Annotated in this window: 23 protein-coding genes and 1 pseudogene; 20 read left to right on the top strand and 4 right to left on the bottom strand. The window is 57.3% G+C overall.

The features are described from left to right. Nucleotides 1–7: 7 nt before the first annotated feature. From D8U61_RS24105 to D8U61_RS24035, 15 genes and pseudogenes are all read left to right on the top strand, one after another. Nucleotides 8–838, top strand: coding sequence for a carbohydrate ABC transporter permease (locus tag D8U61_RS24105; RefSeq protein ID WP_016774872.1), 831 nt, complete (start codon nucleotides 8–10; stop codon nucleotides 836–838). Nucleotides 839–1,003: 165 nt separating this feature from the next. Beyond that, nucleotides 1,004–2,107 (top strand): sn-glycerol-3-phosphate ABC transporter ATP-binding protein UgpC, encoded by a 1,104-nt coding sequence (ugpC, locus tag D8U61_RS24100; protein ID WP_073476158.1) that lies wholly within the window; start codon nucleotides 1,004–1,006, stop codon nucleotides 2,105–2,107. A 15-nt stretch (nucleotides 2,108–2,122) separates the two neighbouring features. Further along, nucleotides 2,123–3,595 (top strand): mannitol dehydrogenase family protein, encoded by a 1,473-nt coding sequence (locus D8U61_RS24095; protein WP_130889129.1) that lies wholly within the window; start codon nucleotides 2,123–2,125, stop codon nucleotides 3,593–3,595. A 204-nt stretch (nucleotides 3,596–3,799) separates the two neighbouring features. Beyond that, on the top strand, nucleotides 3,800–5,296 hold the full coding sequence (xylB, locus tag D8U61_RS24090) for a xylulokinase (protein ID WP_130927791.1): 1,497 nt from the start codon (nucleotides 3,800–3,802) through the stop codon (nucleotides 5,294–5,296). Between the two features lie 13 nt (nucleotides 5,297–5,309). Further along, on the top strand, nucleotides 5,310–6,248 hold the full coding sequence (locus tag D8U61_RS24085; RefSeq protein ID WP_125926533.1) for a carbohydrate kinase: 939 nt from the start codon (nucleotides 5,310–5,312) through the stop codon (nucleotides 6,246–6,248). A gap of 77 nt (nucleotides 6,249–6,325) precedes the next feature. Beyond that, nucleotides 6,326–6,913 (top strand): lipoprotein, encoded by a 588-nt coding sequence (locus tag D8U61_RS24080; protein WP_041480414.1) that lies wholly within the window; start codon nucleotides 6,326–6,328, stop codon nucleotides 6,911–6,913. Nucleotides 6,914–7,188: 275 nt separating this feature from the next. Then, nucleotides 7,189–9,282 (top strand): type VI secretion system tip protein VgrG, encoded by a 2,094-nt coding sequence (locus D8U61_RS24075; RefSeq protein ID WP_130927790.1) that lies wholly within the window; start codon nucleotides 7,189–7,191, stop codon nucleotides 9,280–9,282. After that, nucleotides 9,282–10,121, top strand: coding sequence for a DUF4123 domain-containing protein (locus D8U61_RS24070; protein WP_130927789.1), 840 nt, complete (start codon nucleotides 9,282–9,284; stop codon nucleotides 10,119–10,121). The genes D8U61_RS24075 and D8U61_RS24070 overlap by 1 nt, the downstream gene beginning before the upstream one ends. Before the next feature lie 92 nt (nucleotides 10,122–10,213). Beyond that, entirely contained in the window at nucleotides 10,214–10,681 is a 468-nt protein-coding gene (locus tag D8U61_RS24065) for a DUF3304 domain-containing protein (RefSeq protein ID WP_166554769.1), read from the top strand. Between the two features lie 18 nt (nucleotides 10,682–10,699). Next, nucleotides 10,700–12,493: a DUF2235 domain-containing protein gene (locus tag D8U61_RS24060; protein WP_177433366.1), complete on the top strand. Its 1,794-nt coding sequence runs from the start codon at nucleotides 10,700–10,702 to the stop codon at nucleotides 12,491–12,493. A 110-nt stretch (nucleotides 12,494–12,603) separates the two neighbouring features. After that, a pseudogene (locus D8U61_RS24055) lies at nucleotides 12,604–12,753 on the top strand (type VI secretion system tip protein VgrG); the annotation flags it as partial. Between the two features lie 241 nt (nucleotides 12,754–12,994). Beyond that, complete coding sequence (locus D8U61_RS24050; protein ID WP_241663652.1) at nucleotides 12,995–14,002, top strand: sel1 repeat family protein; 1,008 nt, start codon at nucleotides 12,995–12,997, stop codon at nucleotides 14,000–14,002. Between the two features lie 89 nt (nucleotides 14,003–14,091). Next, nucleotides 14,092–15,063 (top strand): sel1 repeat family protein, encoded by a 972-nt coding sequence (locus D8U61_RS24045; protein ID WP_177433365.1) that lies wholly within the window; start codon nucleotides 14,092–14,094, stop codon nucleotides 15,061–15,063. Between the two features lie 270 nt (nucleotides 15,064–15,333). Then, nucleotides 15,334–15,603 (top strand): DUF2790 domain-containing protein, encoded by a 270-nt coding sequence (locus D8U61_RS24040; RefSeq protein ID WP_125926529.1) that lies wholly within the window; start codon nucleotides 15,334–15,336, stop codon nucleotides 15,601–15,603. A 90-nt stretch (nucleotides 15,604–15,693) separates the two neighbouring features. Then, complete coding sequence (locus D8U61_RS24035; RefSeq protein ID WP_125926528.1) at nucleotides 15,694–16,092, top strand: hypothetical protein; 399 nt, start codon at nucleotides 15,694–15,696, stop codon at nucleotides 16,090–16,092. On the opposite strand, the gene D8U61_RS24030 is transcribed toward D8U61_RS24035, so the two are convergent. Continuing rightward, complete coding sequence (locus D8U61_RS24030) at nucleotides 16,089–16,358, bottom strand: DUF1652 domain-containing protein (protein WP_016774885.1); 270 nt, start codon at nucleotides 16,356–16,358, stop codon at nucleotides 16,089–16,091. The genes D8U61_RS24035 and D8U61_RS24030 overlap by 4 nt on opposite strands. A 369-nt stretch (nucleotides 16,359–16,727) precedes the next feature. Here D8U61_RS24030 and eco point away from each other — a divergent pair, with 369 nt between their 5' ends. Further along, nucleotides 16,728–17,213: a serine protease inhibitor ecotin gene (gene eco, locus D8U61_RS24025; RefSeq protein WP_125926527.1), complete on the top strand. Its 486-nt coding sequence runs from the start codon at nucleotides 16,728–16,730 to the stop codon at nucleotides 17,211–17,213. Nucleotides 17,214–17,225: 12 nt separating this feature from the next. Here the strand turns inward: eco and ilvA are convergent, their stop codons facing one another. After that, the gene (gene ilvA, locus D8U61_RS24020; protein WP_130927787.1) at nucleotides 17,226–18,239 is read right to left on the bottom strand and encodes a threonine ammonia-lyase, biosynthetic; all 1,014 of its coding nucleotides are present in this window, start codon (nucleotides 18,237–18,239) and stop codon (nucleotides 17,226–17,228) included. A gap of 250 nt (nucleotides 18,240–18,489) precedes the next feature. Between ilvA and D8U61_RS24015 the strand changes: the two genes are divergently transcribed. Both D8U61_RS24015 and D8U61_RS24010 read left to right on the top strand, forming a co-directional pair. Continuing rightward, the gene (locus D8U61_RS24015; RefSeq protein WP_130889135.1) at nucleotides 18,490–18,846 is read left to right on the top strand and encodes a DUF2834 domain-containing protein; all 357 of its coding nucleotides are present in this window, start codon (nucleotides 18,490–18,492) and stop codon (nucleotides 18,844–18,846) included. Between the two features lie 68 nt (nucleotides 18,847–18,914). Then, on the top strand, nucleotides 18,915–19,094 hold the full coding sequence (locus D8U61_RS24010) for a hypothetical protein (RefSeq protein ID WP_130901604.1): 180 nt from the start codon (nucleotides 18,915–18,917) through the stop codon (nucleotides 19,092–19,094). 15 nt (nucleotides 19,095–19,109) lie between these two features. Here the strand turns inward: D8U61_RS24010 and D8U61_RS24005 are convergent, their stop codons facing one another. Beyond that, on the bottom strand, nucleotides 19,110–20,411 hold the full coding sequence (locus tag D8U61_RS24005) for an ATP-binding protein (protein ID WP_073476613.1): 1,302 nt from the start codon (nucleotides 20,409–20,411) through the stop codon (nucleotides 19,110–19,112). A 4-nt stretch (nucleotides 20,412–20,415) separates the two neighbouring features. Next, nucleotides 20,416–21,117: a response regulator transcription factor gene (locus tag D8U61_RS24000; protein ID WP_016774890.1), complete on the bottom strand. Its 702-nt coding sequence runs from the start codon at nucleotides 21,115–21,117 to the stop codon at nucleotides 20,416–20,418. A gap of 253 nt (nucleotides 21,118–21,370) precedes the next feature. Between D8U61_RS24000 and D8U61_RS23995 the strand changes: the two genes are divergently transcribed. Further along, a complete protein-coding gene (locus tag D8U61_RS23995) occupies nucleotides 21,371–22,528 on the top strand; it encodes an efflux RND transporter periplasmic adaptor subunit (protein ID WP_130901603.1) in 1,158 nt (385 codons plus the stop codon). A 15-nt stretch (nucleotides 22,529–22,543) separates the two neighbouring features. Beyond that, nucleotides 22,544–25,642: an efflux RND transporter permease subunit gene (locus tag D8U61_RS23990; RefSeq protein WP_130927786.1), complete on the top strand. Its 3,099-nt coding sequence runs from the start codon at nucleotides 22,544–22,546 to the stop codon at nucleotides 25,640–25,642. Nucleotides 25,643–25,771: the final 129 nt, after the last annotated feature.

Below are 25,771 nucleotides of genomic sequence, written 5' to 3'. Positions count from 1 at the left end.
GCCTGCCATGACCCTCCAACAATCCCGCCGCCTGCAAAGCCTGCTGCTCGGCACCCTGGCCTGGGCTATCGCGATCGTGATTTTCTTCCCGATCTTCTGGATGGTGATGACCAGTTTCAAGAGCGAAATCGACGCTTTCGCCACGCCGCCGCAGTTCATCTTCACGCCGACGCTGGAGAACTACCTGCACATCAACGAGCGCAGCGACTATTTCAGCTTCGCCTGGAACTCGGTGGTGATCTCCTTCAGCGCCACGGCCCTGTGTCTCTTGATCGCGGTGCCGGCGGCCTACTCGATGGCGTTCTATGAAACCCAGCGCACCAAAGGCACGCTGCTGTGGATGCTCTCGACCAAGATGCTGCCGCCGGTGGGCGTGCTGATGCCGATCTACCTGCTGGCCAAGAGTTTCGGCCTGCTCGACACGCGCATTGCGCTGATCGTGATCTACACGCTGATCAACCTGCCGATCGTGGTCTGGATGGTTTACACCTACTTCAAGGACATCCCCAAAGACATCCTCGAAGCCGCCCGCCTCGACGGTGCGACGCTGTGGCAGGAAATGGTCCGCGTGCTGCTGCCGATCGCCAAGGGCGGCCTCGCCTCGACCGTGCTGCTGTCGCTGATCCTGTGCTGGAACGAGGCGTTCTGGTCGCTGAACCTGACCTCATCGAATGCCGCACCACTGACCGCGTTGATCGCCTCGTATTCAAGCCCCGAAGGATTGTTCTGGGCCAAGTTGTCGGCGGTCTCGACCCTGGCCTGTGCGCCGATCCTGATCTTTGGCTGGATCAGCCAGAAACAACTGGTGCGCGGCCTCTCGTTTGGTGCCGTGAAATGAAGCCTCTCAATCTAATGCGATTCACTGTGGGAGCGAGCTTGCTCGCGAAAGCGGAGCGTCATCCAACAATGATGGTGACTGACGCGGCCCCTTCGCGAGCAAGCTCGCTCCCACAAAAGAGCTTATCCAGCTCAATCGAATAACAACAATGCGGAGGCCCATCTCATGGCCAACCTGAAAATCAAGAATCTGCAAAAAGGCTTCGAAGGCTTTTCCATCATCAAGGGCATCGACCTGGAAGTGAACGACAAGGAATTCGTGGTCTTCGTCGGCCCGTCGGGCTGCGGCAAATCCACCCTGCTGCGCTTGATCGCCGGGCTGGAAGAGGTCAGCGGCGGCACCATCGAACTCGATGGCCGCGACATCACTGAAGTCAGCCCGGCCAAGCGCGATCTGGCGATGGTGTTCCAGACCTACGCGCTGTACCCGCACATGACTGTGAAAAAGAACATGTCGTTCGCCCTCGATCTGGCCGGCGTGCCGAAAGCCGAAGTCGAACGCAAGGTTGGCGAAGCGGCGCGCATTCTCGAGCTCGGCCCGATGCTCGAGCGCAAGCCGAAACAGCTCTCCGGCGGCCAGCGCCAGCGTGTGGCGATCGGCCGTGCCATCGTGCGCAACCCGAAGATTTTCCTCTTCGATGAACCGCTGTCGAACCTCGACGCGGCGTTGCGCGTGCAGATGCGTCTGGAGTTGCTGCGTCTGCATAAAGACCTGCAAGCGACGATGATCTACGTGACCCACGACCAGGTCGAAGCGATGACCATGGCCGACAAAGTCGTGGTGCTCAATGGCGGCAGGATCGAGCAGGTCGGCTCGCCGCTGGACCTCTATCACAACCCGGCCAACCTGTTTGTCGCAGGCTTTCTCGGCACGCCGAAAATGGGTTTCCTCAAAGGCAAGATTGCCCGCATCGACGGCGCCAGCTGCGAAGTTTCGCTGGACGCCGGCACGCGCATCACCCTGCCGTTCAACGCTGCCAACCTCAGTGTCGGCAGCGCAGTAACGCTGGGTATTCGCCCTGAACACTTGGAGCTGGCGCAACCCGGCGACTGCACGCTGCAGGTGACTGCCGATGTCAGCGAGCGCCTTGGCAGCGACACCTTCTGCCACGTCACCACCAGCGCCGGTGAAGCCCTGACCATGCGCGTGCGCGGCGATCTGGCCAGCCGTTATGGCGAGCAATTGAGCCTGCGTCTGGACCCGACTCACTGCCACCTGTTCGACGCTGAAGGTGTGGCGCTGACCCGCCCACTGCGCGCTGCCGCCTGATTTCGAGACTATCCGATGAAACTCAACCAACAGAACCTCAATCGCCTCGCCGCCGAAGTGCAACTGCCGGGTTACAACCTGAGCGACACCCGCCAGGGCATCGCCCACATTGGCGTCGGTGGTTTCCACCGCGCGCATCAGGCGTATTACACCGATGCCTTGATGAACACTGGCCAAGCGCTGGACTGGGCAATCTGCGGCGTCGGCCTGCGCCCGGAAGATCGCCGTGCCCGCGATGATCTGCGCGAGCAGGATTACCTGTTCACCCTCTTCGAACTGGGCGACAGCGATGACACCGAAGTGCGCGTCATCGGCGCGATCCGCGACATGCTGCTGGCCGAAGATGGCGTGCAAACGCTGATCGACAAACTCGCCGAACCGCAGATCCGCATCGTCTCGCTGACCATCACCGAGGGCGGTTACTGCATCGACGACAGCAACGGCGAATTCATGGCGCATCTGCCGCAGATTCAACACGACCTCGCCCATCCGGAAGCGCCGGGCACCGTGTTCGGCTTCCTTTGCGCCGCGTTGGCCAGACGCCGTGCGGCGGGTGTTCCGGCATTCACCGTGATGTCCTGCGATAACCTGCCGCACAACGGCGCGGTCGCGCGCAAGGCACTGCTGGCGTTCGCCGCGCTGCGTGATCCGCAATTGCGCGACTGGATCGACCAGAACGTCAGCTTCCCCAACGCCATGGTCGACCGCATCACGCCGATGACCAGCACCGCGCATCGCCTGCAACTGGCCGACAAACACGGCGTCGACGATGCCTGGCCGGTGGTCTGCGAACCGTTTGTGCAGTGGGTGCTGGAAGACAAATTCGTCAACGGCCGCCCGGCTTGGGAAAAGGTCGGCGTGCAGTTCACCAACGATGTGTCGCCGTACGAAGAAATGAAAATCAAACTGCTCAACGGCAGTCACCTGGCGCTGACCTATCTGGGCTTTCTCAAGGGCTATCGCTTCGTCCACGAGACCATGAACGATCCGCTGTTCGTGCGGTACATGCGCGCCTACATGGACCTGGATGTCACGCCGCAACTGGCGCCGGTGCCGGGCATTGATCTGAGCGAATACAAGGACACGCTGGTGGCGCGGTTTTCCAATCAGGCGATTGCCGATCAGCTGGAGCGCGTGTGTTCGGATGGCTCATCGAAGTTTCCCAAGTTCACCGTGCCGACGATCAATCGGCTGATTGCCGATGGCCGCGAGACCAAGCGTGCGGCACTGGTAGTCGCGGCGTGGGCGCTGTATTTGAAGGGCATGGATGAGAATGGCGATACGTATTCGATTCCGGACCCGCGAGGGGCTTTCTGCCAAGGTCTGGTAGCGGACGAAGGGCTGACCACGGAGCGGTTGCTGGGTGTTGAAGAGATTTTCGGCACGGCGATACCGAAGTCGGCGGAGTTTGTTGCGGCATTCGAGTGGTGCTGCCAGAGTTTGCGCGAGGTTGGGGTTTCGCGGACTCTGGAACGGGTGCTCGGCTGAAAAGCCCCTCACCCTAGCCCTCTCCCGGAGGGAGAGGGAACCGACCGCGTGGTTCTTCCGTTATTCATCGACCTGAAATTCCGAGTCGAATACAGAGTGTGAAAGGCATGAAAATCTGCTCCCTTTCCCCCTCGCCCCCCTGGGGGAGAGGGCTGGGGTGAGGGGGTAGCTCTTGATCTTCAGCGCAATCTGACAGGCCCATACATGACAACAACAAAGCTCTTCCTGGGTATCGACTGCGGCACCCAAGGCACCAAAGCGATCATCCTCGATGCCGACAGCGGTCAGGTGCTCGGTCTGGGCGCGGCGCCGCACACGATGATCAGCGGCGCCAACGGCCGCCGCGAACAAGACGTTCAACAGTGGCTCGACGCGTTCGTCAGCGCCACCCGCCAGGCGTTGCGAGCGGCCAATGTCGACGGCCAGGCGATCCTCGGTGTCGGCGTCTCCGGCCAGCAACACGGCCTGGTCCTGCTCGATGAGCAAGGCGCAGTGCTGCGCCCGGCCAAGCTCTGGTGCGACACCGAAACCACGCCGGAAAACGACCGCTTGCTCGCGCAACTGGGCGGCGAGGAAGGCTCGCTGGAACGCCTCGGCGTGGTCATTGCACCGGGCTACACGGTGTCGAAACTGCTCTGGACCAAAGAGCAGCATCCCGACGTGTTCTCACGCATCGCGCGGATTCTGTTGCCTCACGACTACCTCAACTACTGGCTCACCGGCCGCGCCTGCAGCGAATACGGCGACGCCTCCGGCACCGGTTATTTCAACGTGCGCACGCGGCAGTGGGATGTGCAGATCCTGCGCGACATCGACGCCAGCGGCCGTTTGCAAGCCGCGCTGCCGGAGTTGATCGACGCGCACGCCGCCGTCGGCACTCTCCTGCCGGCAATCGCCGAGCAACTCGGCATCAACCCCAACGCGGTGGTCTCGAGCGGCGGTGGCGACAACATGATGGGCGCCATCGGTACCGGCAATATCCAGCCCGGCGCGATCACCATGAGCCTCGGTTCGTCCGGCACGGTCTACGCCTATTCGGAGGAGCCGAACGTCAGCGCCGGTGCCTCGGTTGCCACGTTCTGTTCCTCCAGCGGCGGCTGGCTGCCGTTGATCTGCACCATGAATTTGACCAACGCCACCGGTGCAATTCGCGAACTGTTCAAGCTCGATCTGCCGACCTTCAACGAATTGGTCGCGCAATCGCCGATCGGTGCCGAAGGCGTGAGCATGTTGCCGTTTCTCAACGGTGAGCGCGTCCCTGCCCTGCCCCACGCCACCGGCAGCCTGCACGGGCTGACCATGGACAATCTGACCCAAGCCAACCTGTGCCGCGCCGCTGTCGAAGGCACCACCTTCGGTTTGCGCTACGGGCTGGATTTGCTCCGCCAGAATGGTTTACAAAGCCTGCGCATTTGCCTGATCGGCGGCGGCTCGAAGAGCGCGGTGTGGCGGCAGATCGTCGCCGATATCATGAACGCTCCGGTGATCTGCACCGAACAAAGCGAAGCCGCCGCACTGGGTGCGGCGATTCAAGCGGCGTGGTGCGCATCGCGCTCTAACGGCGATGATGTCTCCCTGGCCGAGCTGTGCGAGCGCTGCGTGAAACTCGACGCGGGCAGCGAAACCCTGCCGATCGCCGCCAATGTCGCGGCGTTCCAGCAGGCCTACGAACGCTATCAACAGCATGTCGCAACCCTATAACGAGCAAACAACTATGTACCTGGTGTGTGGCGAAGCCCTGTTTGATTTCTTCAGCGAAAACGATGCCAGCGGTCTGGCCTCGAAAGTCAATTTCAAGGCGATTGCCGGTGGCTCGCCGTTCAACGTCGCCGTCGGTCTGCGCCGCCTGGGCGTGGACTCGGCGCTCTTCGGTGGGCTGTCCACCGACTATCTCGGCCGGCGTTTGCAGCAAGTGCTGCAGGACGAAGGTGTGCGCCCGGATTATCTGGTGGATTTTTCCGCGCCGACCACCCTGGCAATGGTCGCGGTAGGCGCCAATGGCTCACCGCATTACAGCTTCCGTGGCGAAGGCTGTGCCGACCGGCAACTGAGCGAGGCACATCTGCCGACGCTCGGCGACGAGGTGCGCGGCCTGCACATCGGCTCGTTTTCGCTGGTGGTACAGCCGATTGGCGACACGTTGCTGAAACTGGTCCAACGCGAAAGCGGCAAACGCCTGATCAGCCTCGACCCCAACGTGCGCCTCAATCCCGAGCCGAACATCGATCTATGGCGCGAACGCATCGCCACGTTGGTGCAACTGGCCGATCTGATCAAAGTCAGCGACGAGGATCTGAGCCTGCTCTATCCCGAGCAGGATCCGCAAAACGTGATTGAAGGCTGGCTCGAACATCGCTGCCAGATCGTCTTCCTGACGCGCGGTGGCGACGGCGCAACGGTGTTCAGTCGCACCCATGGCTCGTGGTCGGTGCCGGCCAATCAGGTTCAGATCGCCGATACGGTAGGCGCCGGCGACACCTTCCAGGCGGCGCTGATCACCTGGCTGACCGAACATTCGCTGGACTCGGTCGAAGGCGTGCAGCAGCTCAGTCGAGAGCAAATCGACGGCATGCTCAGGTTCGCCGTACAAGCCGCCGCACTGACCTGCAGCAAAACCGGTCCGGATTTGCCCTATCGTCATCAATTGAGCTGAGCGCGTAGACTGTCGACCTTTTTGCGCACGACGGAAAACAGCTCTTGAATCACAGGCACATCCTCGCCCTCCTGACCATGGCCACCCTGCTGAGCGGTTGCGGCACCTCGCCGCCCCGCTCCCCGGAAGACATCTGCGCAATCTTCCGCGAGAAAAGCGACTGGTACGACGCTGCGCAAGTCACCCAGAAACGCTGGGGCGTGCCGATCCAGGTGCCTTTCGCGATCATGTATCAGGAATCCGGCTATCGCTACGACGCCAAGACGCCGCGCAAATACCTGCTCTGGGTAATTCCGTGGGGTCGCGTCTCGACCGCTTCCGGCTATGCGCAAGCCAAGGACGAAGTCTGGGCCGACTACCAGAAAAGCACCGGCCGCAACTGGGCCGATCGCGAAGACTTCGACGACGCAATCGACTTCGTCGGCTGGTACATGGACAAGACCACCTCGATCAACGGCGTGTACAAATACGACGCCTATAACCAGTACCTGAACTACCACGAAGGCTGGGGCGGCTTCCGCAACAAGACCTACGCGAGCAAAGCCTGGCTACCGCCGACCGCGCGCAAGGTGCAGAACCGTTCGGATCTGTATGCGCAGCAATATGCCGGCTGCAAGGAAGACCTCAATCGCGGGTTCTGGAGCCGGTTCTGGCATTGGTTGTAGAAGCCGTTCGCGAGCAGGCTCGCTCCCACAGGGCCTTAGTGAATGCCGATTTTGTCTACACCCGAGAAACCTGTGGGAGCGGGCTTGCCCGCGATGGCAATCTCTCAAACACCATCAAAGTCTATGAAAGGCCCGATTTCACTGACCCAAACCGCCCTCCTAAGGGTTTTCCCTATGGCATCAAGGCCCCACACCTACGCCATTTGCGCCTTGAATGAGGCCGTCTAATCCTGCAACATCCATCACCTGCTTATTCAACGGACGGAATTCAAGGCATGCTGGACGCCAATGCAACCCACATCACCCTCACGATCGAAGACGCCAACGCCGACCTGCAAGTCCTCAGCTTCACCGGTCGCGAAGCCCTCAACGAACCGTTCCGTTTCGACCTCGAACTGGTCAGCGCCCGCCCCGACCTGAAGCTCGAAGAGCTGCTGCACAAGCGCGCCTGCCTGACGTTCGGCGCCACCGGCGAAGGCAAGATTCACGGCCAGGTCTATCGCATCGAGCAGGGCGACTCCGGCAAGACCCTGACCCGCTACAGCATCAGCCTGATGCCGCAACTGGCCTATCTGCAGCACAACCATGATCAGCAGATCTTCCAGCAACTGACGGTGCCGAAAATCATCGCCCAGGTGCTGGAAGATCGCGGCATTCTCTCCGACGCCTACAGCTTCCAGCTCGGCGCCGAGTACCCGGAACGCGAGTATTGCGTGCAATACGACGAGTCCGACCTGCATTTCATCCAGCGCCTGTGCGAAGAAGAAGGCATTCACTTCCACTTCCAGCACAGCAGCAGCGGCCACAAACTGGTGTTCGGCGACGACCAGACCGTATTCCGCAAACTGAAGCCGGTCAGCTACCAGCAGGACTCCGGCATGGCTGCGGAGAAGCCGGTGATCAAGCGCTTCAACCTGCGCCTGGAAACCCGCACCACTCGCGTCAGCCGCCGCGACTACGATTTCGAAAAACCCAAGCTGCTGCCCGAAGGCGCGGTCAAATCCGAATTCGCCCCGGACCTGGAAGACTACGATTACCCCGGCCGCTTCACCACCCGCGAGCGCGGCAAGTTCCTCTCAACCCGCGCCCTCGAACGCCATCGCAGCGACTACAAACTCGCCGAAGGCAAAGGTGATGAACCGACGCTCACCAGCGGCCATTTCCTCACGCTCGCCGAACACCCGCGCGCCGAGTGGAACGATCTGTGGCTGCTGCTGGAAGTCTTCCACGAAGGCAAACAACCGCAAGTGCTCGGTGAAAACGTCACCAGCGACGTCACCGACAACAAAAGCGATTTCCACCAGGGCTACCGCAACAGCTTCCTCGCCATCCCGTGGGACGCGCACTACCGCCCTGCCCTCGAACACCCGAAACCGAAAGTCCTCGGCAGCCAGACCGCCGTCGTCACCGGCCCTGCCGGCGAAGAAATCCACTGCGATCAGTACGGCCGCATCAAAGTCCAATTCCACTGGGACCGCGACGGCCAGTCCGACGACAAAACCACCTGCTGGATGCGCGTCGCCAGCGGCTGGGCCGGCGCAGCCTACGGCGGCATCGCCATCCCGCGCATCGGCATGGAAGTCCTCGTCACCTTCCTCGAAGGCGACCCCGACCAACCGCTGGTGACCGGCTGCCTGTACCACAAGGAAAACGTCGTCCCCTACGACCTGCCGGCCAACAAGACCCGCAGCACCTTCAAAACCCTCAGCTCCCCGGGCGGCAAGGGCTACAACGAATTCCGCATCGAAGACAAAAAAGGCGCCGAACAGATCTACATCCACGCCCAGCGCGACTGGGACGAAAACATCGAACACGACCAGAAAATCCGCGTCGGCAACGAACGGCATGACACCGTTGAAGCCAACGTGTTGAGCGAGTTCAAGGTTGAAGAACACCGGATCACCCATCTGGACCGCATCAGCGAAATGCGCGCGGATGATCACCTGACAGTGGGTGTGACGCAGCATGTGAAGGTGGGGACGGGGCAGTTTGTTGAGGCCGGGACGGAGATTCACTATCACGCTGGTGAGAAGGTGGTGATTGAGGGTGGCATGGAGCTCACGGCCAAGGCTGGCGGGAGTTTTGTGAAGGTGGATGCGGGTGGTGTGACCATCAGCGGCACGGAAGTGAAGGTGAATTCGGGTGGTGGTCCGGGAGCCGGTACCGGCATTCAGATCCTCGCCCCATTCATTCCGGGACTCGCAGCCATTGATAACGCCGGACGCCTGATGCAAACCCGCGCTAACCAGATGATGCAGGCGGAGTCCCTCGCCGTGACGCCGAAACTCAAAGCACCTACCGGCATCTGCGTCGAATGCCTGAAAAAAGCCATGCGTGAAAAACTCGCCCTGCAATCGGGGGCAAATTGATGACGAAGAGTGACGCAGCGAAAGCCTGGAGCGAAGCGAAAAAGAACGCTCAGTCGATATTCGCGATCGTTGAGATCGGCCTGTTGCCGGAACCCGCTCGATTGCAGTTCGTCAGAGTTGACCCGTCACGACGGCCGTTGATGGTGCAACCGGAATTCGCCGAACTGCGCAACTACGGCCCGTGGCTGGTCGACGTTAGCCACATGGATTTCGAAGCCTTTCTTGCTCACGAACACTTCACCGGCTGCACCGCAATGGCCAGTTGGATTCGTACCGACTGCCCAGCCGACAAGCTCGCCGCTCACCTTAGTGATGCGTTGCTGGCAAAAAATGAAGCTGGCGAAGTCCTGATGATTCGTAGCTACGCACCAGAAGTGGTGCCGATGCTGTACGCACGCGATGATCTGTCTTGGCATGCGTGGCTGTTTGGCCCACTGCAGGAGTGGTGGGTGCCAGCAGAAGAAGATCAATGGCACTGTCTGAAGGGACTCAACCTTGAAAAGCCCGGAAGATACGAGCCTATCTTTCTTGACGGAAAGCTGTGGACGGACATGGAGATCGATCCTCTACCCTACAGCCTCACCACTGAACTGGAAAAAGAAGCGCCTGAGGTCTTCACCAGCAGTTGTCACGGTGCACGGTTGAAACAGGTGAAAGAAGCGCTGGACGCTGGCCGCGATGAAGGCTTGACCGACCCGGAAGACGTCACCCTATTTGCCAGCCTGCAATTGATGGACCGCGAATTTCCGTCGAACTGGCCGATGTGGGAGAAGGCGAAAGAACGGGCAATTGGAGAGAAGTTGCCGCTTGGTGTGGTGATGCGAGAGTTGTCGGCGTGAGTTTCATGATGAACATACTGATCAGAACTTTCTGTCTGTCTTATAGCTTTCTGGAAATTCAAGATACATTGCTGGATAAGGAATTTAGGTAAATGTTCATAAGCATGAATACTCAACGGCAAAAAACCTGGCGTCGCCGCAACCTTGTCATCGGGGTATTCGTTTTACTGCTGCCTTTCATTGGATCGTATCTTTATAACCAGTTTCGTACGCCGGGTGCGATGTTGACTTCTGAAAACTATATGGAAAGACCAATTTTCAGTTTTTGGGTGAACGATTTTTGGGGCGGCAACTTAAGTGCGATGGGTAGCGGTGGGATCACATGCTGCCAAGCGATAGAGGGCCCTGCTGTAAAGATAACTTGGATACTAAGCACTACAGAAGAGCAAGAAAAGAGGGGCTTGAAACAAGAAACTCACGAAACGACTTTGACTCTTCCGGAGCAGCGTCGAACTGATCGATATCTCCATGTACGTTTTCTTGAAAATAACTCTGTTCAAATAATGTGGAGCCCGAACCTCGACAGTCCCTTTGATACCAATCCATCAGCAGCCAATTGAAAAACAAGGAGGTTTATGATGAACGCGACAAACCTTGATCGTGCTCAATCAATTTCTGCAAAAACTTGTCTTAATGCAACCGAGAGAAAATCTGTTCTGCCTTGCGAAGCTACTCTATACATTGGGTTCTTTTTTGACGGCTTTGGACGCAACCTAGTCGAAGATCTTAAAGAAAATCGCCTTACAAATGTCGCCCGTTTGTTTTTAGCTTATCCAGGTGACACTAAAAACTTAGAAGCTCAGCCGGACGCACACTATCGAAGATTTTACATTTCCGGCCTAGGGAAAACTTTTGATGAATCCTTGGGCGGTAGTGCGCAGCTTAGCAATACTGGGCTAGACGGAGCATTAAATAGGGCCAAAGACAGCGCTATCAAAACTCCCGAAGACACGATAAAAAATAGCCCGCTTGACGCGATAAAAGACGTCGTTACGGGAAAAAAATGGTGGGAGAGCGCATACAGTAATCTAAAACCCGGGAGCCTTTTGTCCAGTTTGGCTAAAGCCGTAGCCCCAGCAACCCTGGATGTGTTTTCAGTCACGCGCGACAACGAAATTACGGCAACCTTTTTCAAAACGGGAGTTGATACGAGGCTAGAAGCCGCATTCAGTGTTTTGGAAGACGTGCTCACTAAAATCAAAGGCAAATCCGGAGCGCCTGTAAAAAAAATCTCGGTTTCGGTTTATGGCTTTGACTATGGGGCCACACTAGCTCGCGCTTTCGCTCATAAATTATTCGAGGAATGTGATCCAGCGACGACCATTTTCAAAGGTGCGAAGCTTGAAGTAAGTTTCGTTGGCCTTTTCGACTCTGTCGACCGTAGTGGCGAAAACTCCATTATTATGGAGTATTTGATCCCGTTCGTAAACGTCGTCGACGACGGAGAGTGCCTTCCGGGCCCAGTTAAGTCAGCTTTACACCTCGTTGCAGCACATGAGTGCCAAGATGCTCGCCGATCCAGATTGATCGGTACGGGACCACTAACCCCTAGGTGGGAGGAGCGCTTGGTTCCCGGAACATCTTATGACGTAGGGGGTGGCTTGGGCAAACAAGATGTGCCACATAGTACTGAACTGCACTTAGCATGCCTCCACGAGATGTATGAAGCTGCAATCCGTGCGGGTGTACCGTTCCCAACTCTTGATGAAATAAAACGCACCGACACTAGCGTCGCCAAGCTTTTCACTTTGAATGACCATATAAATGGTATCAGCGCCATCGGTGCAAGCGCTAACTACATGAATAAAGCAGGAAATAAGAAGCTGTCTACTGAAGGATTCCTTGCTCATCGACGCTTATATATCCAACGCCTGCGCAGCTTATGGGAACTATATCGGGGACAGCATAAAGCTTATGATGATGAGGAAGAGCGCCTCCAACGCCCTATGTTGAACAAGGATGGTCCAATTGCACGCGCACTAGGAATTAGCAGCGAGAGCGAAGTAGAGGCAGCCAAGCGCGAGCGAGCCATTAAACAAACGCAAAAAAACAAGGCAGCCCTTCGCGCCGAACTGAGTTGGCTTGAAGATATTGATCGAGAAGCGCAAAGGTTAAGAGTCAGCTTCCCCAGCGCTTCTGTTAAAGCTCTTTTGGATGAATGGTTCGTCACATCACCGAAGGGACTCAGCCCCGATGTTGAAGACTTACTTGAGTATTACATAAATGATCAATTCATGATTCAACAAATCCCTATAGGCACGGGCGCACCAATACCAAAATATTTCCGCATCCGAGAGTTCGACATCCCTAGTCTAAATAAAACAAAAGGTATGGCACCTGACTATATGGACCAAATGAAGTATAAATCCTAGCCCCACAAGTTTATCCGACGACTCAAGATCCGTTATGCCTGAAAAACGGATGGATAAAGTAATGGCATTGAGCAAAAATCTAGCTAGGGACGGTCAAATCCGAACTCGCCCCGGACCTGGAAGACTACGATTACCCCGGCCGTTTCACGACTCGCGAGCGCGGCAAGTTGCTCTCGACGCGCGCGCTGGAACGCCATTGCAGCGACTACAAGCTCGCCGAAGGCAAAGGTGATGAACCGACCCTCACCAGCGGCCATTTCCGTTTGGTATAAAGGAGTAAGCGGGAGAACAAGAGTATTGCAAAAATCGCATGTCACTGAATAGTTTCATGGCGGAAAGCGTTCAAAGCCTCTTTGATGATACAATTTTTGAAGTACGTAAAAACTATAAATCGCACCCAAAATTACTTGGCGCAAATCTGGCTGATCATTGTCAACAAAATTATGTCCCATCACCAACCTACTCGCTTAGTGGGGCGACACCCTATTTAAAAGGCAACCAGTGAACAGACTTATAAAAATCAAATTAAATCAAATCATTCTAATGTTCAGCTTGGGTTTGACTTCAGTGTCGCCGTATAGCGCCAATTTTACCAATGCATCCTCAGTCCCTCAGCAAAGTGGACCAAGCGGAATCATTCTTTACAACCAGATGAAAATAGATGCGGCCATTCCACAGCTAGAGCGAGAGGCAAAAGACGGCGTAATAGAATCACAGTATTATCTTGCCGAAGCTCTTCGAAAGAAAAATGGATACATGACTCCCGAAGCCCAATTTTGGTATGAATCGGCAGCAGAGAAAAAAAACATATACGCAATGATTCAGTTGGGTCGAGCAAAAAAAGATTTTTGCGCAACGATGGGAAATTGCCCGTCGTCAAAAAAAACTCAAGCAGAATGGTTCGTAGAGGCAAAAAAAATAACGTTACCTAAGGCAAATGATGGCGATCCTGAATCTTTATACTTGATGTACGAAATCACGTTGGATCACCATTGGTTAGAAAAATCTGCTAAAGCAGGCTATCCGCTCGCGCAATATTGGATGGCGATCAGCGAAAGGCAGGGAGAGGGTTACTTCTTTACTCCTGGAGGACGCGAAGCGTCGGTCAAAAAATGGCTGCTACTCTCTGCGGAAGGTGGCAACCCTAAAGCTATGATGCAATATCTAGAGACGCTTTATAAGCAAGGAGACATGGCGAGCATTCGATATTGGCTCGAGAAGGCTGCCGCAACAGGCGAACAAGCTGCAATGAGTAACTATGGCGCGTACATTTCACATACGCCAGATAAAGTAGGTTACTCTTTGGATTTAGTCAAAGGCTACGCTATTTTCTCTTTGTTAAAAGAACTCGGTGACGCCGGTGGCGTGCAAAATTATGTCGACCGTAAAATCGAAAAAATTTCTGAAAAGATGACACCAGAAAAAATTGAAGAATCAAAAATCGTCGCTGAAGAATGGAAAACCAATCACCCACCGCTGTCTTTCTTCCCCGACAAGCTGAGTAATTGAGTATATTTTTAGGTTGTCCGCACCCAAATTCCATCTAGATGAACTATCGCCACTGCCCTTGATGAACGACTGAATAGGCAAAGACTCCAATGAAACTGCTGGCCACTGCGTTAACATTTTTAAGCCTAGTATCAGCCCAGTCAAACGCGCTTACGAACGAACAATCTCAGGCAAAAACCAAGGGCATTGAACTATACAATCAATACAAAGCCATCTCCGCAATTGAACCATTACAAATAGCAGCCGAAGGCGGTGACGATGAAGCACTTTATTATCTCGGTGAAGCGCTAAGAAAAAACAACCGTCACATGACTCCGGAGGCTAAAAAAGCATACGAAAGCTCCGCAAAAAAGGGGAACATCTACGCCATGATTCGCCTTGGAAGGATTGGAGAAGATTTGTGTACGACCATGAATAACTGTCCTCCAGGTGAAGACTCTGCCAGTAGCTGGGTAATTAATGCTAAAAGCCTTGCAGTTGAGCGAGCAAAGCAGGGCGATAGCGAGTCGATGTACCTGCTATATGAAATGACGGGCAACGAGGAATGGCTGGAGAAATCCGCAGAGAATGGATTCGCATTTGCTCAGTTCCGTCTGGCGACGAAGTACCAAGAAGGGAATGGCTCATTTTTACTACCCTCAAGGCGCAACCAAGCTATCGAACGATGGATGAAGGCATCCGCTGAAAATGGTTATCCACTCGCAATGATGGGGTTAGCCGCGATCATGATAGAAAAAAATGATTTAGCCTCGTTCAGATTCTGGAACGAGAAAGCCGCCGACTCAAGCTATGTAGAAGGTGTATTTGGATATGCATCTTACATAGGTGAAGAAAACTCCAAGTACGGTTTCACGTTCGACCCAGTAAAGTCGTATGCTTTACTTTCAAATCTGCTGGAGCTTAATGGCGGAGGTAACGTAATACGAGATGTCAACGACACATTACCTGACATAGAAAAAAACCTATCAAAAGAGCAATTAGAAAAAGCAAAAGAACTCGCAAAAACGTGGAAGGCCACTCACCCACCGCTCTCGTTTTTTCCAGATAAGTTAGGGTACTGAAATTTAGCAGCACAGCCTTATCATTAATTTTTTTCGAGCACGTCAAAGCCCGTACCCTAATGATTCATATCGCAACCGACAAATGCCCGAGGCAAGGAAAAAGCAACCGTGAATAGCGCAGCTCATATTCACCGCGGTTAACTCAGCCTTAACGCCATAGTCAGAGACTCCATATCACCGCACACCCTCAGCTCTCCCCCGCTGACGCCCAGTGCGGCAGGCTCGTCCGGCTTCGTGCCGGGCGCCTATCCGTTACGCTGGAGTCCTCCCATGAACATTCGTCCCTTCCTGCTCACCGCCACCCTCGCCTGCTGCTCATACGCCGCACTGGCCCAAGCCAACGACACCTCCGCCACATCGAATCAAACACCCTACCAATACGGCATGCCACTACACGTGGCGAAGGTGCTTTCGCTAACCGAGCCGCCGACCCTGGAATGCAAAGTCATCACCGCCGACATGAAATACATAGACAACACCGGCAAGCCCGCACAAATCAGTTACAGGAAGTTATCTGACGCTTGCAGTCAACAGAACTGACAGACACTTCTGATTTTCCGGTTCGCCATAGGCGTGGAGTGGCTCCGGCGGTTATGCTCGGGGCCTTCCCTACTGCCGCAAGGATTGGCCATGCAGTTGTCGTTCCGCACGTTGTCGAGCTTCACTTCAATCCTGTGTTTTTTGCTGGCGCTGGTCTGGGGATTTTTTCCGGAGGTGTTGCTGGCGATCTGGAGTATTGGCTATTCGGAAGGCACTGGCGTAGTCGCAAGGCGCAGCGCGGTGCTGTTTGCGGCGTTGGGGGTGATGTTTTATTTGCTGCGCAATGCTCCGCCGTCAGCGGCACGCAGTGCGCTGAGCAATGGTTTTATCGTCGGCTGTTTCGGTTTGGCGGCGTTGGGTTTTGGCGAATGGCTCAATGGCCATGCCGGCCCCGGGATTTTGCTCGCGGTGCTGGTCGAGTTCGCGCTGGGCCTGGGTTTCGTGCAGGCCCGGCGCGTGACGGTCGAACTGGGTGAAACGGTGAGTTAAACGGCTCGAGAACGAGCGCTGGTTTGATGTGTCGTGGTCTGTTGCGCGAGATCGGATCGCAGGCCTGCGACCAGGTTGTTGATTTCACGGCAGCTGTTCAGGCGGCTGGCGTCGATTCCACTGACGTAGAGATCGGCCTGGTCGGTCCGATGGTCGCCAAATACTTTGACGGACATCGACAAGTCGGGTGACAGCGTGCACTGGCAGCGTTTCGGCAGGAAGCTGCTTTCAATGATATTGCGTAATTCCAAGGCAGATAAAAACATGGCGAACCCTCTCCTTTCTGTGCGATTGCCAATCAAGTATTCACGCTGACCCTTTGCTGCGCCTTCACGGGTGTGCCCCCGCTGTTTCCTTGGTGCGGCAAATGGTGGTACTGCGAAATGCCCATTGGAGTGTAGGCGTCCAAATCCGGTGCGCCTCACCGGAAGAACGCATAAAACGTGCCTTTGATCGGTTCGTTTTACGCCCTGCAAAATCAAGCACTTGGAAAAGTGGCCAGTATCCTGCTATTTGCAAAATGCATGAACCGACCACCCGTCCACTGCAATCTGCAATCTCCGGCTGAATTTGCTTTCGAAGACCATGACGGCAAGAATGTCTCCCATTGCAATTCAACTCGCACGGAGGCTTCCATGAATTCCTTACGCATTTGCGCGATCACTGGGCTGTTAATCGCCAACCTTTCCACCCTCGCCCACGCCGCCAAGCTCGAAGACGTGGCGCCGTATCCCAAAGCCGAAGCCGGGTTTACCCGACAAGTCATCCATCTGCCCAAGCAAGAGCAGGAAGAGAATTTCCAGGTTGAAATTCTCGCCGGCAAAACCCTCGAAGTGGATTGCAATCGCCAGCGTCTGGGCGGTGTTCTCGATGAAAAGAACCTGCAAGGCTGGGGCTATCCGTTCTATCGCTTGGAAAAGGTCATCGGCCCGATGAGCACGATGATGGCCTGCCCGCCCGGCAGCCAGAAAAAGCGCGCTTTCGTTCCGGTCGTCGGTGACGGCTTCATGTTGCGCTACAACAGCAAGTTGCCAGTCGTGGTGTACGCGCCATCGGACGTCGAAGTGCGCTATCGCATCTGGTCGGCGTCGGAAAAAGTCGGCACCGCCCTGCAGGAATAACCCGAGCGCTTGTTACGCCGGCACGCCGCAAGCAGCGGCGCGTTCGGCGACATGGCGCAGACTGTCGAAGTTGATGTTGGCCCCGGAGTCGATGGCGACGAATGTCTGATCGCGAACGCCGCTGCGCGCCACGTACTGCTTGATCCCCGCCACGGCCAGCGCACCTGAAGGTTCAGTGATCGAACGGGTATCGTCGTAGATATTCTTGATCGCGGCGCAGAGCTCGTCATTGCTGACCGTGATCACTTCATCTACGCAGAAGCGGCAAACCTCAAAGCCATACGCGCCAATCTGCGCCACCGCTACGCCGTCGGCGAAGGTGCCGACGCTCGGCAGAACCACCCGCTCGTCCGCACTTAAAGCCGCTTGCAGGCACGCCGAATGTTCGGATTCGACGCCGATGATCCGCACCTCCGGGCGCAGGTATTTGACGTAGGCCGCGATACCGGCGATCAAACCTCCGCCGCCGACCGGGATAAAGATCGCATCCAGCGCGCCTTGATGCTGGCGCAGGATTTCCATCGCCACGGTGCCTTGGCCGGCGATCACGTCAGGATCATCGAAGGGTGAAACAAACGTGCATCCGCTCTGCTCGGCCAAATGCAGCGCATGGGCCAGAGCAAACGGAAAACTCTCACCGTGCAGCAATGCTTCGGCACCGCGACTGCGCACGCCGAGCACTTTGAGCTCAGGGGTGGTAGACGGCATGACGATCGTCGCGGCAATGCCCAATTCCCGTGCGGCCAACGCTACACCCTGCGCGTGATTACCCGCCGACGCGGTGATCACTCCCCGCGCTTTCTGCTCTCCGCTTAGTTGCACGAGTTTGTTGTACGCACCACGGATCTTGAAAGAGAACGTCGGTTGGAGATCTTCGCGCTTGAGCAGGACCCGATTGCCCAATGCTTGCGACAATGCCGGCGCAGGCTGCAACGGGGTAGGCACCGCAATGTCGTACACCGGCGCTGCCAGGATCTTTTTCACGTAATGCTCAAGCAGGGCTTGCTGGTCGGGGCTGTGCGGCATGGTCGTCTCCTGACAGTTTTCAGAACCCCGGAGACAGAAAGTAAAAACCCGCCTCTAGGGCGGGTTGGGTGCTGCAGTCGTGAGCTAGCCCGCCAAATGAGGAATGGCGGTGATAATGCTTGGCTGGCAGCGCGATACAGTGAAAGTCATGGGCTCGAAATTAGCCTGCCGGCGGATGACAAGTCAATGGTCAATTGCGCGTCGCGCCGGTAGGCTGGCACTTCTGCTCATCACACCAAGGAAGGAAAGCATGATGTCCATCGCCCTGCCTCTCACCGCTTTGCTCGCGTTCAGCGGTTACACCGTTTCGGTAATGCTCCAGGCTGAACAGTCACTGATCGACTTCGGCCTCAGCCTGATGTCACGACCGGACACTGCGCAAGTGGTCATCGATCTGTACCTGCTGGCGACACTGGCCGGCGTATGGATGGTCAAGGACGCCCGGTCTCGGGGACGCTCCGTCTGGTCGGTAGTGCCTTATTTGCTGCTGACCACAGTGTTCGTTTCAGTGGGGCCGCTGTTGTACCTGGTGATTCGCGGAATTCAGGAACGGCGCAAATCTGCCGCTGCGCCGTCGGCCCAGCCTCACAATTTTGAATCTTCCTGAGAACTGAACAGTCACTGCAAATGAGAACAACAACTTCCGCTCCAAGCCGATGAAAGTGGAGATTGACCATGAACATTCGCCAAGTGCTGTTCGCCGTCCCGCTGCTGGTCGCTGCCCTGTCCAGCCCTGCTGTTTTCGCCGTCGATGAAAGCGACGCCGTGAAAAAGCCCGAATGTCCGAAAGGTCAAGTGTGGGACAGTAAAACCCAGCAATGCGTGTTGCAGACCAGCGGCACAACGCAGCCCTGATATTCGTCATACGGTTCAGGCCGTGGCCGGCAACCACAGCCTGAATCGCGCCCCACCCAGCGGCGAACTTTCAACCGTCAAGGTACCGCCCTGCGCTTCCAGTGCGCGGCGGCTGATCGCCAAACCGAGGCCGAATCCACCCGTCGCGCGATCACGGCTGCGGTCGAGCCGATAGAACGGTTCAAAGATCCGCTCGCGCTCGTCGTCGGGAATGCCGATGCCATCGTCATCAACCCATATCTCACATCCGCCGGCAATCACCTGCACGCCAATCTGAATACGCTTTTCGCAATAGCGCATGGCATTGCGCAACAGGTTCTGGATGGCCCGAGCGGTCAGGCGCGGATCCAGCGCAAAGCGTTCGAGCTGGCCGTGCAACAGAACGTCAATCACGATCTCCGGCGATTCCAGCTCCTCATCGACGCTGCCGAGAATGCTGTCGATGAACTCGTCGAGCGACACCTCGATGCGCTCGGGCGATTGCGCCGGATTCTGCAAACGGCTGTAGGAAAGCAACTCCAGCACCAATTCATCCAGCTCACGAATGTGCGCGACCAGGCTCTGCAAGCGCTCGCGGCTGGCGGCCGGCAAGTCTTCCGACAAGGCCAATGCCAGGCCGAAATCCAGACGCGTCAATGGTGTACGCAGCTCATGGGAAACGGCGTTAAGCAGATCACGTTGCTGGTTGAGCAGGTTTTCAATATCGCCAGCCATGGTGTCGAACACGTTGGCGAGGCTGCCGATGTTCGAACTCGGGGCGATTCTGGTTCGCTCGCTCAAGTGGCCTTTGCCGAAGCGTTCGGCAGTGCCTTTCAGGCGCTCTAGATCGCGCCAGTGCGGGCGCAACCAGAGCAGCAGGCAGCCGAGCAGCATGGCGCCGATCAGTACGTTGATGCTCCAGTACAACAGATCGACGTCGACCGGATCCGGCGGTACGACCATACGCACGGCCATGTCCGCATTCAGCGGAGTGACTGCCAAAGTTCGCCAGCCCCAGTCGCCGATGCGCACCACGTTTTCACCCCGGTGCAGACGTTCCTGCTCGATGGGGGTGAAAACCGGGTCGTCGATTGGCGTCAGGACGATGTGCAGCGGCTGGAATTCCTTGTCCATCGCCGCTGCAATCTCCGGCCACTGCTCTTGCGGCGCGGCATGAAACTGCTTGGTGATCAGCGATTGCAGACCTCGGGAAAAGTCCAGGTTGTAGGTGACGAAGCGATCCCGGAAGGCCATGACCACCAGATCCGGCACCAGATAGATCGCCGCGCTATAGGAGACGATCGTCACCAGATACAGGCGAAACAGAATACGAAACATCAGCTCAGCATTCCCACTCGGAGCGGCTGAACAGATAGCCCTTGCCCCACACGGTCTTGATCTTGCGCGCCTCGCCGGCGTGATCATCGAACTTGCGTCGCAACTTGGAAATCGCCACGTCCACCGAGCGATCGGTACCGTTGAATTCGATACCGCGCAGCCGCTGCAGAATCTGATCGCGACTCAGCACTTCGCCGGCGTGCCGGGCCAGCACAACCAGCAAATTGTATTCGCCGCTGGACAGCTCAACCGCTTGATCACGCCAGGTCACGGTGCGCTCGGACAGATCAATGCACAGATTGCCCATGACGATCCGGTCATTGACCGCCAACGGTTCGCCCAGGCTGCTGCGCCGCAACAAGGTACGCACCCGCGCCAGCAGCACCCGTGGCTCGCAGGGTTTGGTGACGTAATCGTCAGCGCCCATTTCCAGGCCCAGCACTTGATCATGGCTGTCATCGCGGGCTGTGAGCATGAGGATCGGCAAGGTCGCTGAATCGGCGCGCAGCAAGCGGCACACTTGTAAACCGTCGAGACCTGGCAGCATGAGGTCGAGGATCACCAGATCCGGCGGACTGATCCGCGCCCGTTCGCGCACATGGTCGCCACGGCCGATGACGCTGACGGAATAACCGTTGCGCTCCAGGTAGCTGGAAATCAGTTCGGCGAGGGCGGTGTCGTCTTCGACCAGGAGGATGTTGGGCATGGGGTGTTCCAGAAAATGCTGGGGCGACAGTCAGGGCTCACTCGCTCGCACATTGAAATGCGATCTCCTGTGGGAGCGCGCCTGCTCGCGAAAGCGATCGAACTGTCGCAATAAATTTCAAGGCCTGCAGGATATACGCCCTCACCCGCCACGGAGCAAAACCCTTACACAATTTCACACAGCAGCTACAAAGCTTCACCGCTAACCTCCCCGTCTGGCCGTAGGATGCGGCCTTCAATATTGGGGGTTGTACATGTCTGGAAAACTGCTGGCCGGGCTCGGCCTGATCGCATTGGCGCTGACGCTGAGCGCTTGTGATTCATCCTCGAACGCCGAAGAGCAGACGCCGCCGGCCACCGTGCGCGTCGAGACCATTAAAACCGAGCCCCTGTCGATCAGCAGCGAACTGAGCGGCCGCATCGCCGCGCCACGGATTGCCGAAGTGCGTGCGCGAGTAGCCGGCGTGGTGTTGCAGCGCACCTATCGCGAAGGCAGCGACGTGAAAAAAGGCGATGTGCTGTTCCGCATTGACCCGGCGCCGTTCAAGGCCGATCTGGACAGTGCCGAAGCCGCGCTGCGCAAAGCCGAGGCCAACGCCTTTCAGGCGAAACTGCAAGAACAACGCTATGCGCAGTTGATCGAGGACCAGGCCATCAGCGGCCAGGACTACGACAACGCCCGAGCCGCTGCCCGGCAGACCGCCGCTGATGTCGCCGCCAGCAAGGCAGCGCTGGAACGGGCGAAACTGAACCTCGGTTATGCCACCGTCACCGCGCCGATCTCCGGCCGCATCGGCCGCGCGCTGGTCACCGAAGGTGCGCTGGTGGGGCAGAACGAAACCACGCCACTGGCGCTGATTCAGCAGCTCAACCCGATCCATGCCGACCTGACCCAGTCGACTCGCGAACTCAATGAACTGCGCCGGGCGTTCCGTTCCGGGCAGTTACAGGAAGTCGGTCAGGACCAGGTCAAGGCCACACTGATTCAGGATGACGGCAGCCTGTATCCATTGCCTGGCAAGCTGCTGTTCAGCGACATCACCGTTGATCCGGGCACTGGCCAAATCATCCTGCGCAGTGAATTCCCCAATCCGGATCTCGACCTGCTGCCGGGCAGTTTCATCCGCGTACGCCTTGAACAGGCAACCATTCAGAACGGCATTACCGTGCCGCAACGCGCGGTGCAGCGTGACAGTGCCGGCATTGCCCAGGTGCTGACCGTCGATGAGCAGATGCGCGTGGCGCAGCAACGGGTGCAACTGGGTGCGGTGCAGAACAATCGCTGGATCGTCACCGGCGGCCTGAAGCCCGGCGACCGTATTGTCATCGAAGGCCTGCAACACGCCCGTCCCGGGGAAAAAGTACAGGTCGACGAAACCCCTCTTCCACTTGCCCAGACCACTGGTCAGTAAGCAGGACGCTCTTATATGCCGCATTTCTTTATCGATCGCCCAGTATTCGCCTGGGTGGTCGCCCTGTTCATCCTGTTGGCCGGTGCGCTGGCCATTCCGCAGTTGCCGGTCGCGCAATACCCGGACGTCGCACCGCCGCAGATCGAAATCTATGCCGTGTACCCAGGCGCCTCGGCGCAGACCGTCGATGAGAGCGTGGTCAGCCTGATCGAGGAAGAGCTCAACGGCGCCGATCACTTGCTCTACTTCGAATCGCAGAGCAGCCTCGGCAGCGCGACGATCAAGGCAACTTTCCAGCCGGGCACCAACCCGGAACTGGCGCAGGTCGATGTGCAGAACCGTCTGAAGGTTGTCGAGTCGCGTCTGCCGCAAGCGGTCAATCAGCAAGGCTTGCAGGTGGAGAAGGTCTCTTCCGGTTTCCTCTTGCTGATTACCCTGACCTCCAGCGACGGCAAGCTCGATGACGTGGCGCTCAGCGATTATCTGGCGCGCAATGTGATGAACGAGATCAAGCGCCTGGACGGTGTCGGCAAGGCGCAGTTGTATGGTGCCGAGCGGGCGATGCGCATCTGGATCGATCCGCAGAAGCTCATCGCGTTCAACCTGACGCCGGCCGATGTCAACGAAGCCATCGTTGCGCAGAACGCCCAGGTTTCAGCGGGCAGCATCGGTGATTTGCCGTCGCCTTCCACACAGGAAATCACTGCGACGATTCTGGTCAAAGGCCAATTGTCGACGCCTCAGGAATTTGCCGACATCGTGCTCAAGGCCAACCGCGACGGCTCCACGGTGCGCATCGGTGATGTCGCGCGCGTCGAAATCGGCAGTCAGGAATATCAGTTCGGCACTCGCCTCAACGGCAAGCCGTCCACCGCCGTCGGCGTGCAGCTGTCTCCCGGCGCCAACGCACTGAACACCGCAACGCTGGTGCGGGCGAAGATGGATGAGCTGGCGCGCTACTTCCCGGCGGGCGTGGAGTACAAGATTCCGTACGACACCTCGCCCTTCGTCAAAGTCTCGATCACCAAAGTGATCTACACCCTTGGCGAAGCGATGCTGCTGGTGTTTGCAGTGATGTTCCTGTTCCTGCAGAACGTGCGCTACACGCTGATCCCGACGCTGGTGGTGCCGGTGGCGCTGATGGGCACGTTCGCGACCATGCTGGCGCTGGGCTTCTCGATCAACGTGCTGACCATGTTCGGCATGGTGCTGGCCATCGGCATTCTGGTGGATGACGCCATCGTCGTGGTAGAGAATGTCGAGAGGATCATGGCCACTGAGGGCTTGTCGCCCAAGGAAGCCACGCGCAAGGCAATGACGCAGATTACCGGCGCGATTATCGGCATCACCCTGGTGCTGGTCGCGGTGTTTATTCCGATGGCGTTCATGCAAGGCTCGGTCGGGGTGATTTACCAGCAGTTCTCGCTGTCCATGGCGACGTCGATTCTGTTCTCGGCGTTCCTCGCCCTGACGTTGACGCCGGCGTTGTGCGCAACATTGCTCAAGCCTGTCGCCAAGGGTGAGCATCACGAGAAGTCCGGATTCTTTGGCTGGTTCAATCGTCGTTTCGAGCAACTGACCGATCGCTATCAGGGTTGGGTCGGCTATGCGCTCAAGCGCACCGGTCGCTACCTGATGATCTACGTCGTCCTGTTGATTGGACTTGGGTTCTGTTTCGCGCGCCTGCCTTCTTCGTTTCTGCCTACAGAAGATCAGGGCTACACCATTACCGATATCCAGCTGCCGCCGGGCGCGACCAAGAACCGCACCGTACAAGTAGCCGAACAGCTCGAAGCGCACAACGCCGGTGAGCCGGGAATCAGTGACAGTGTGGTGATCTTGGGTTTCAGTTTTTCCGGTAGCGGGCAGAACGCAGCGCTGGCGTTTTCGACGCTCAAGGATTGGTCGGAACGTGGCAGTGACGATGCTGCCAGCTCGATTGCCGATCGCGCCAACGCTGCGTTGAGTCAGATCAAGGACGCCATGGCCTTCTCGGTGCTGCCGCCGCCGGTGGATGGACTTGGCACGTCCAGCGGTTTCGAGTTCCGTTTGCAGGATCGCGGTGGTCTGGGCCATGCGACGTTGATGCAGGCGCGCACGGAACTGCTCGCCGCCGCCGAGAAAAGTCCGGTATTGATGAACGTCCGTGAAAGCGCGCTGGCGGAAGCGCCGCAAGTGCAATTGATCGTCGACCGCAAGCAGGCGAACGCCTTGGGCGTTTCGTTTGCCGACATCGGTAATGTGCTGTCCACTGCGGTGGGTTCCAGCTACATCAACGACTTCCCCAATCAGGGCCGCATGCAGCGCGTGGTCGTGCAAGCCGAAGGTGATCAGCGCAGTCAGGTAGACGACTTGCTGAAAATGCATGTGCGCAACAACACCGGGAACATGGTGCCGCTGTCGGCATTTGTCCAGGCCAACTGGATTCAAGGCCCGGCGCAGTTGACCCGGTACAACGGTTATCCGGCGATTGCCATCTCCGGCGAACCTTCAGCAGGGCACAGCACTGGCGAAGCGATGGCGGAAATCGAGCGTTTGGTAGCGTTGGGGCCGAAGGGCTTGGGCCAGGAATGGACTGGGTTGTCGTTGCAGGAGCGTCTGTCCGGCAATCAGGCGCCGATTCTGCTTGGCCTGTCGCTGCTGGTGGTGTTCCTGTGTCTGGCGGCGCTGTATGAAAGCTGGTCGATTCCGACCTCTGTATTGCTGGTGGTGCCGCTGGGCGTGCTCGGCGCGGTGTTGGCGGTGACAATGCGTGGCATGCCCAACGATGTGTTCTTCAAGGTCGGTCTCATCACCATCATCGGACTGTCGGCGAAGAACGCGATCCTCATTATCGAGTTTGCCAAGAGCCTGTATGACGAAGGTCACGACCTGATCGATGCAACGTTGCAGGCTGCTCGCTTGCGCTTGCGGCCGATCGTGATGACCTCGCTGGCGTTCATTCTCGGCGTGGTGCCGTTGGCTATTGCCACGGGTGCCAGCTCGGCGAGTCAGCAGGCGATCGGCACGGGCGTGATCGGCGGGATGATCACCGCGACACTGGCGGTAATCTTCGTGCCGGTGTTTTTCGTCGTGGTCATGAAGCTCGTACAACGATTCACCAAACAACGCTGATCAAACTGTGGGAGCGAGCCTGCTCGCGAATGCGTCCGGTCTGCCAACATTAATGTTGAATCTGCTGACGTCTTCGCGAGCAGGCTCGCTCCCACAAGGATTGGCCAACATCATGCGCAGTGGCCACAT

The organism is Pseudomonas sp. Sample_14 (genome assembly GCF_004307515.1).
GTDB lineage: Bacteria > Pseudomonadota > Gammaproteobacteria > Pseudomonadales > Pseudomonadaceae > Aquipseudomonas > Aquipseudomonas atacamensis.
This window is presented reverse-complemented; position numbering and strand designations above follow the sequence as displayed.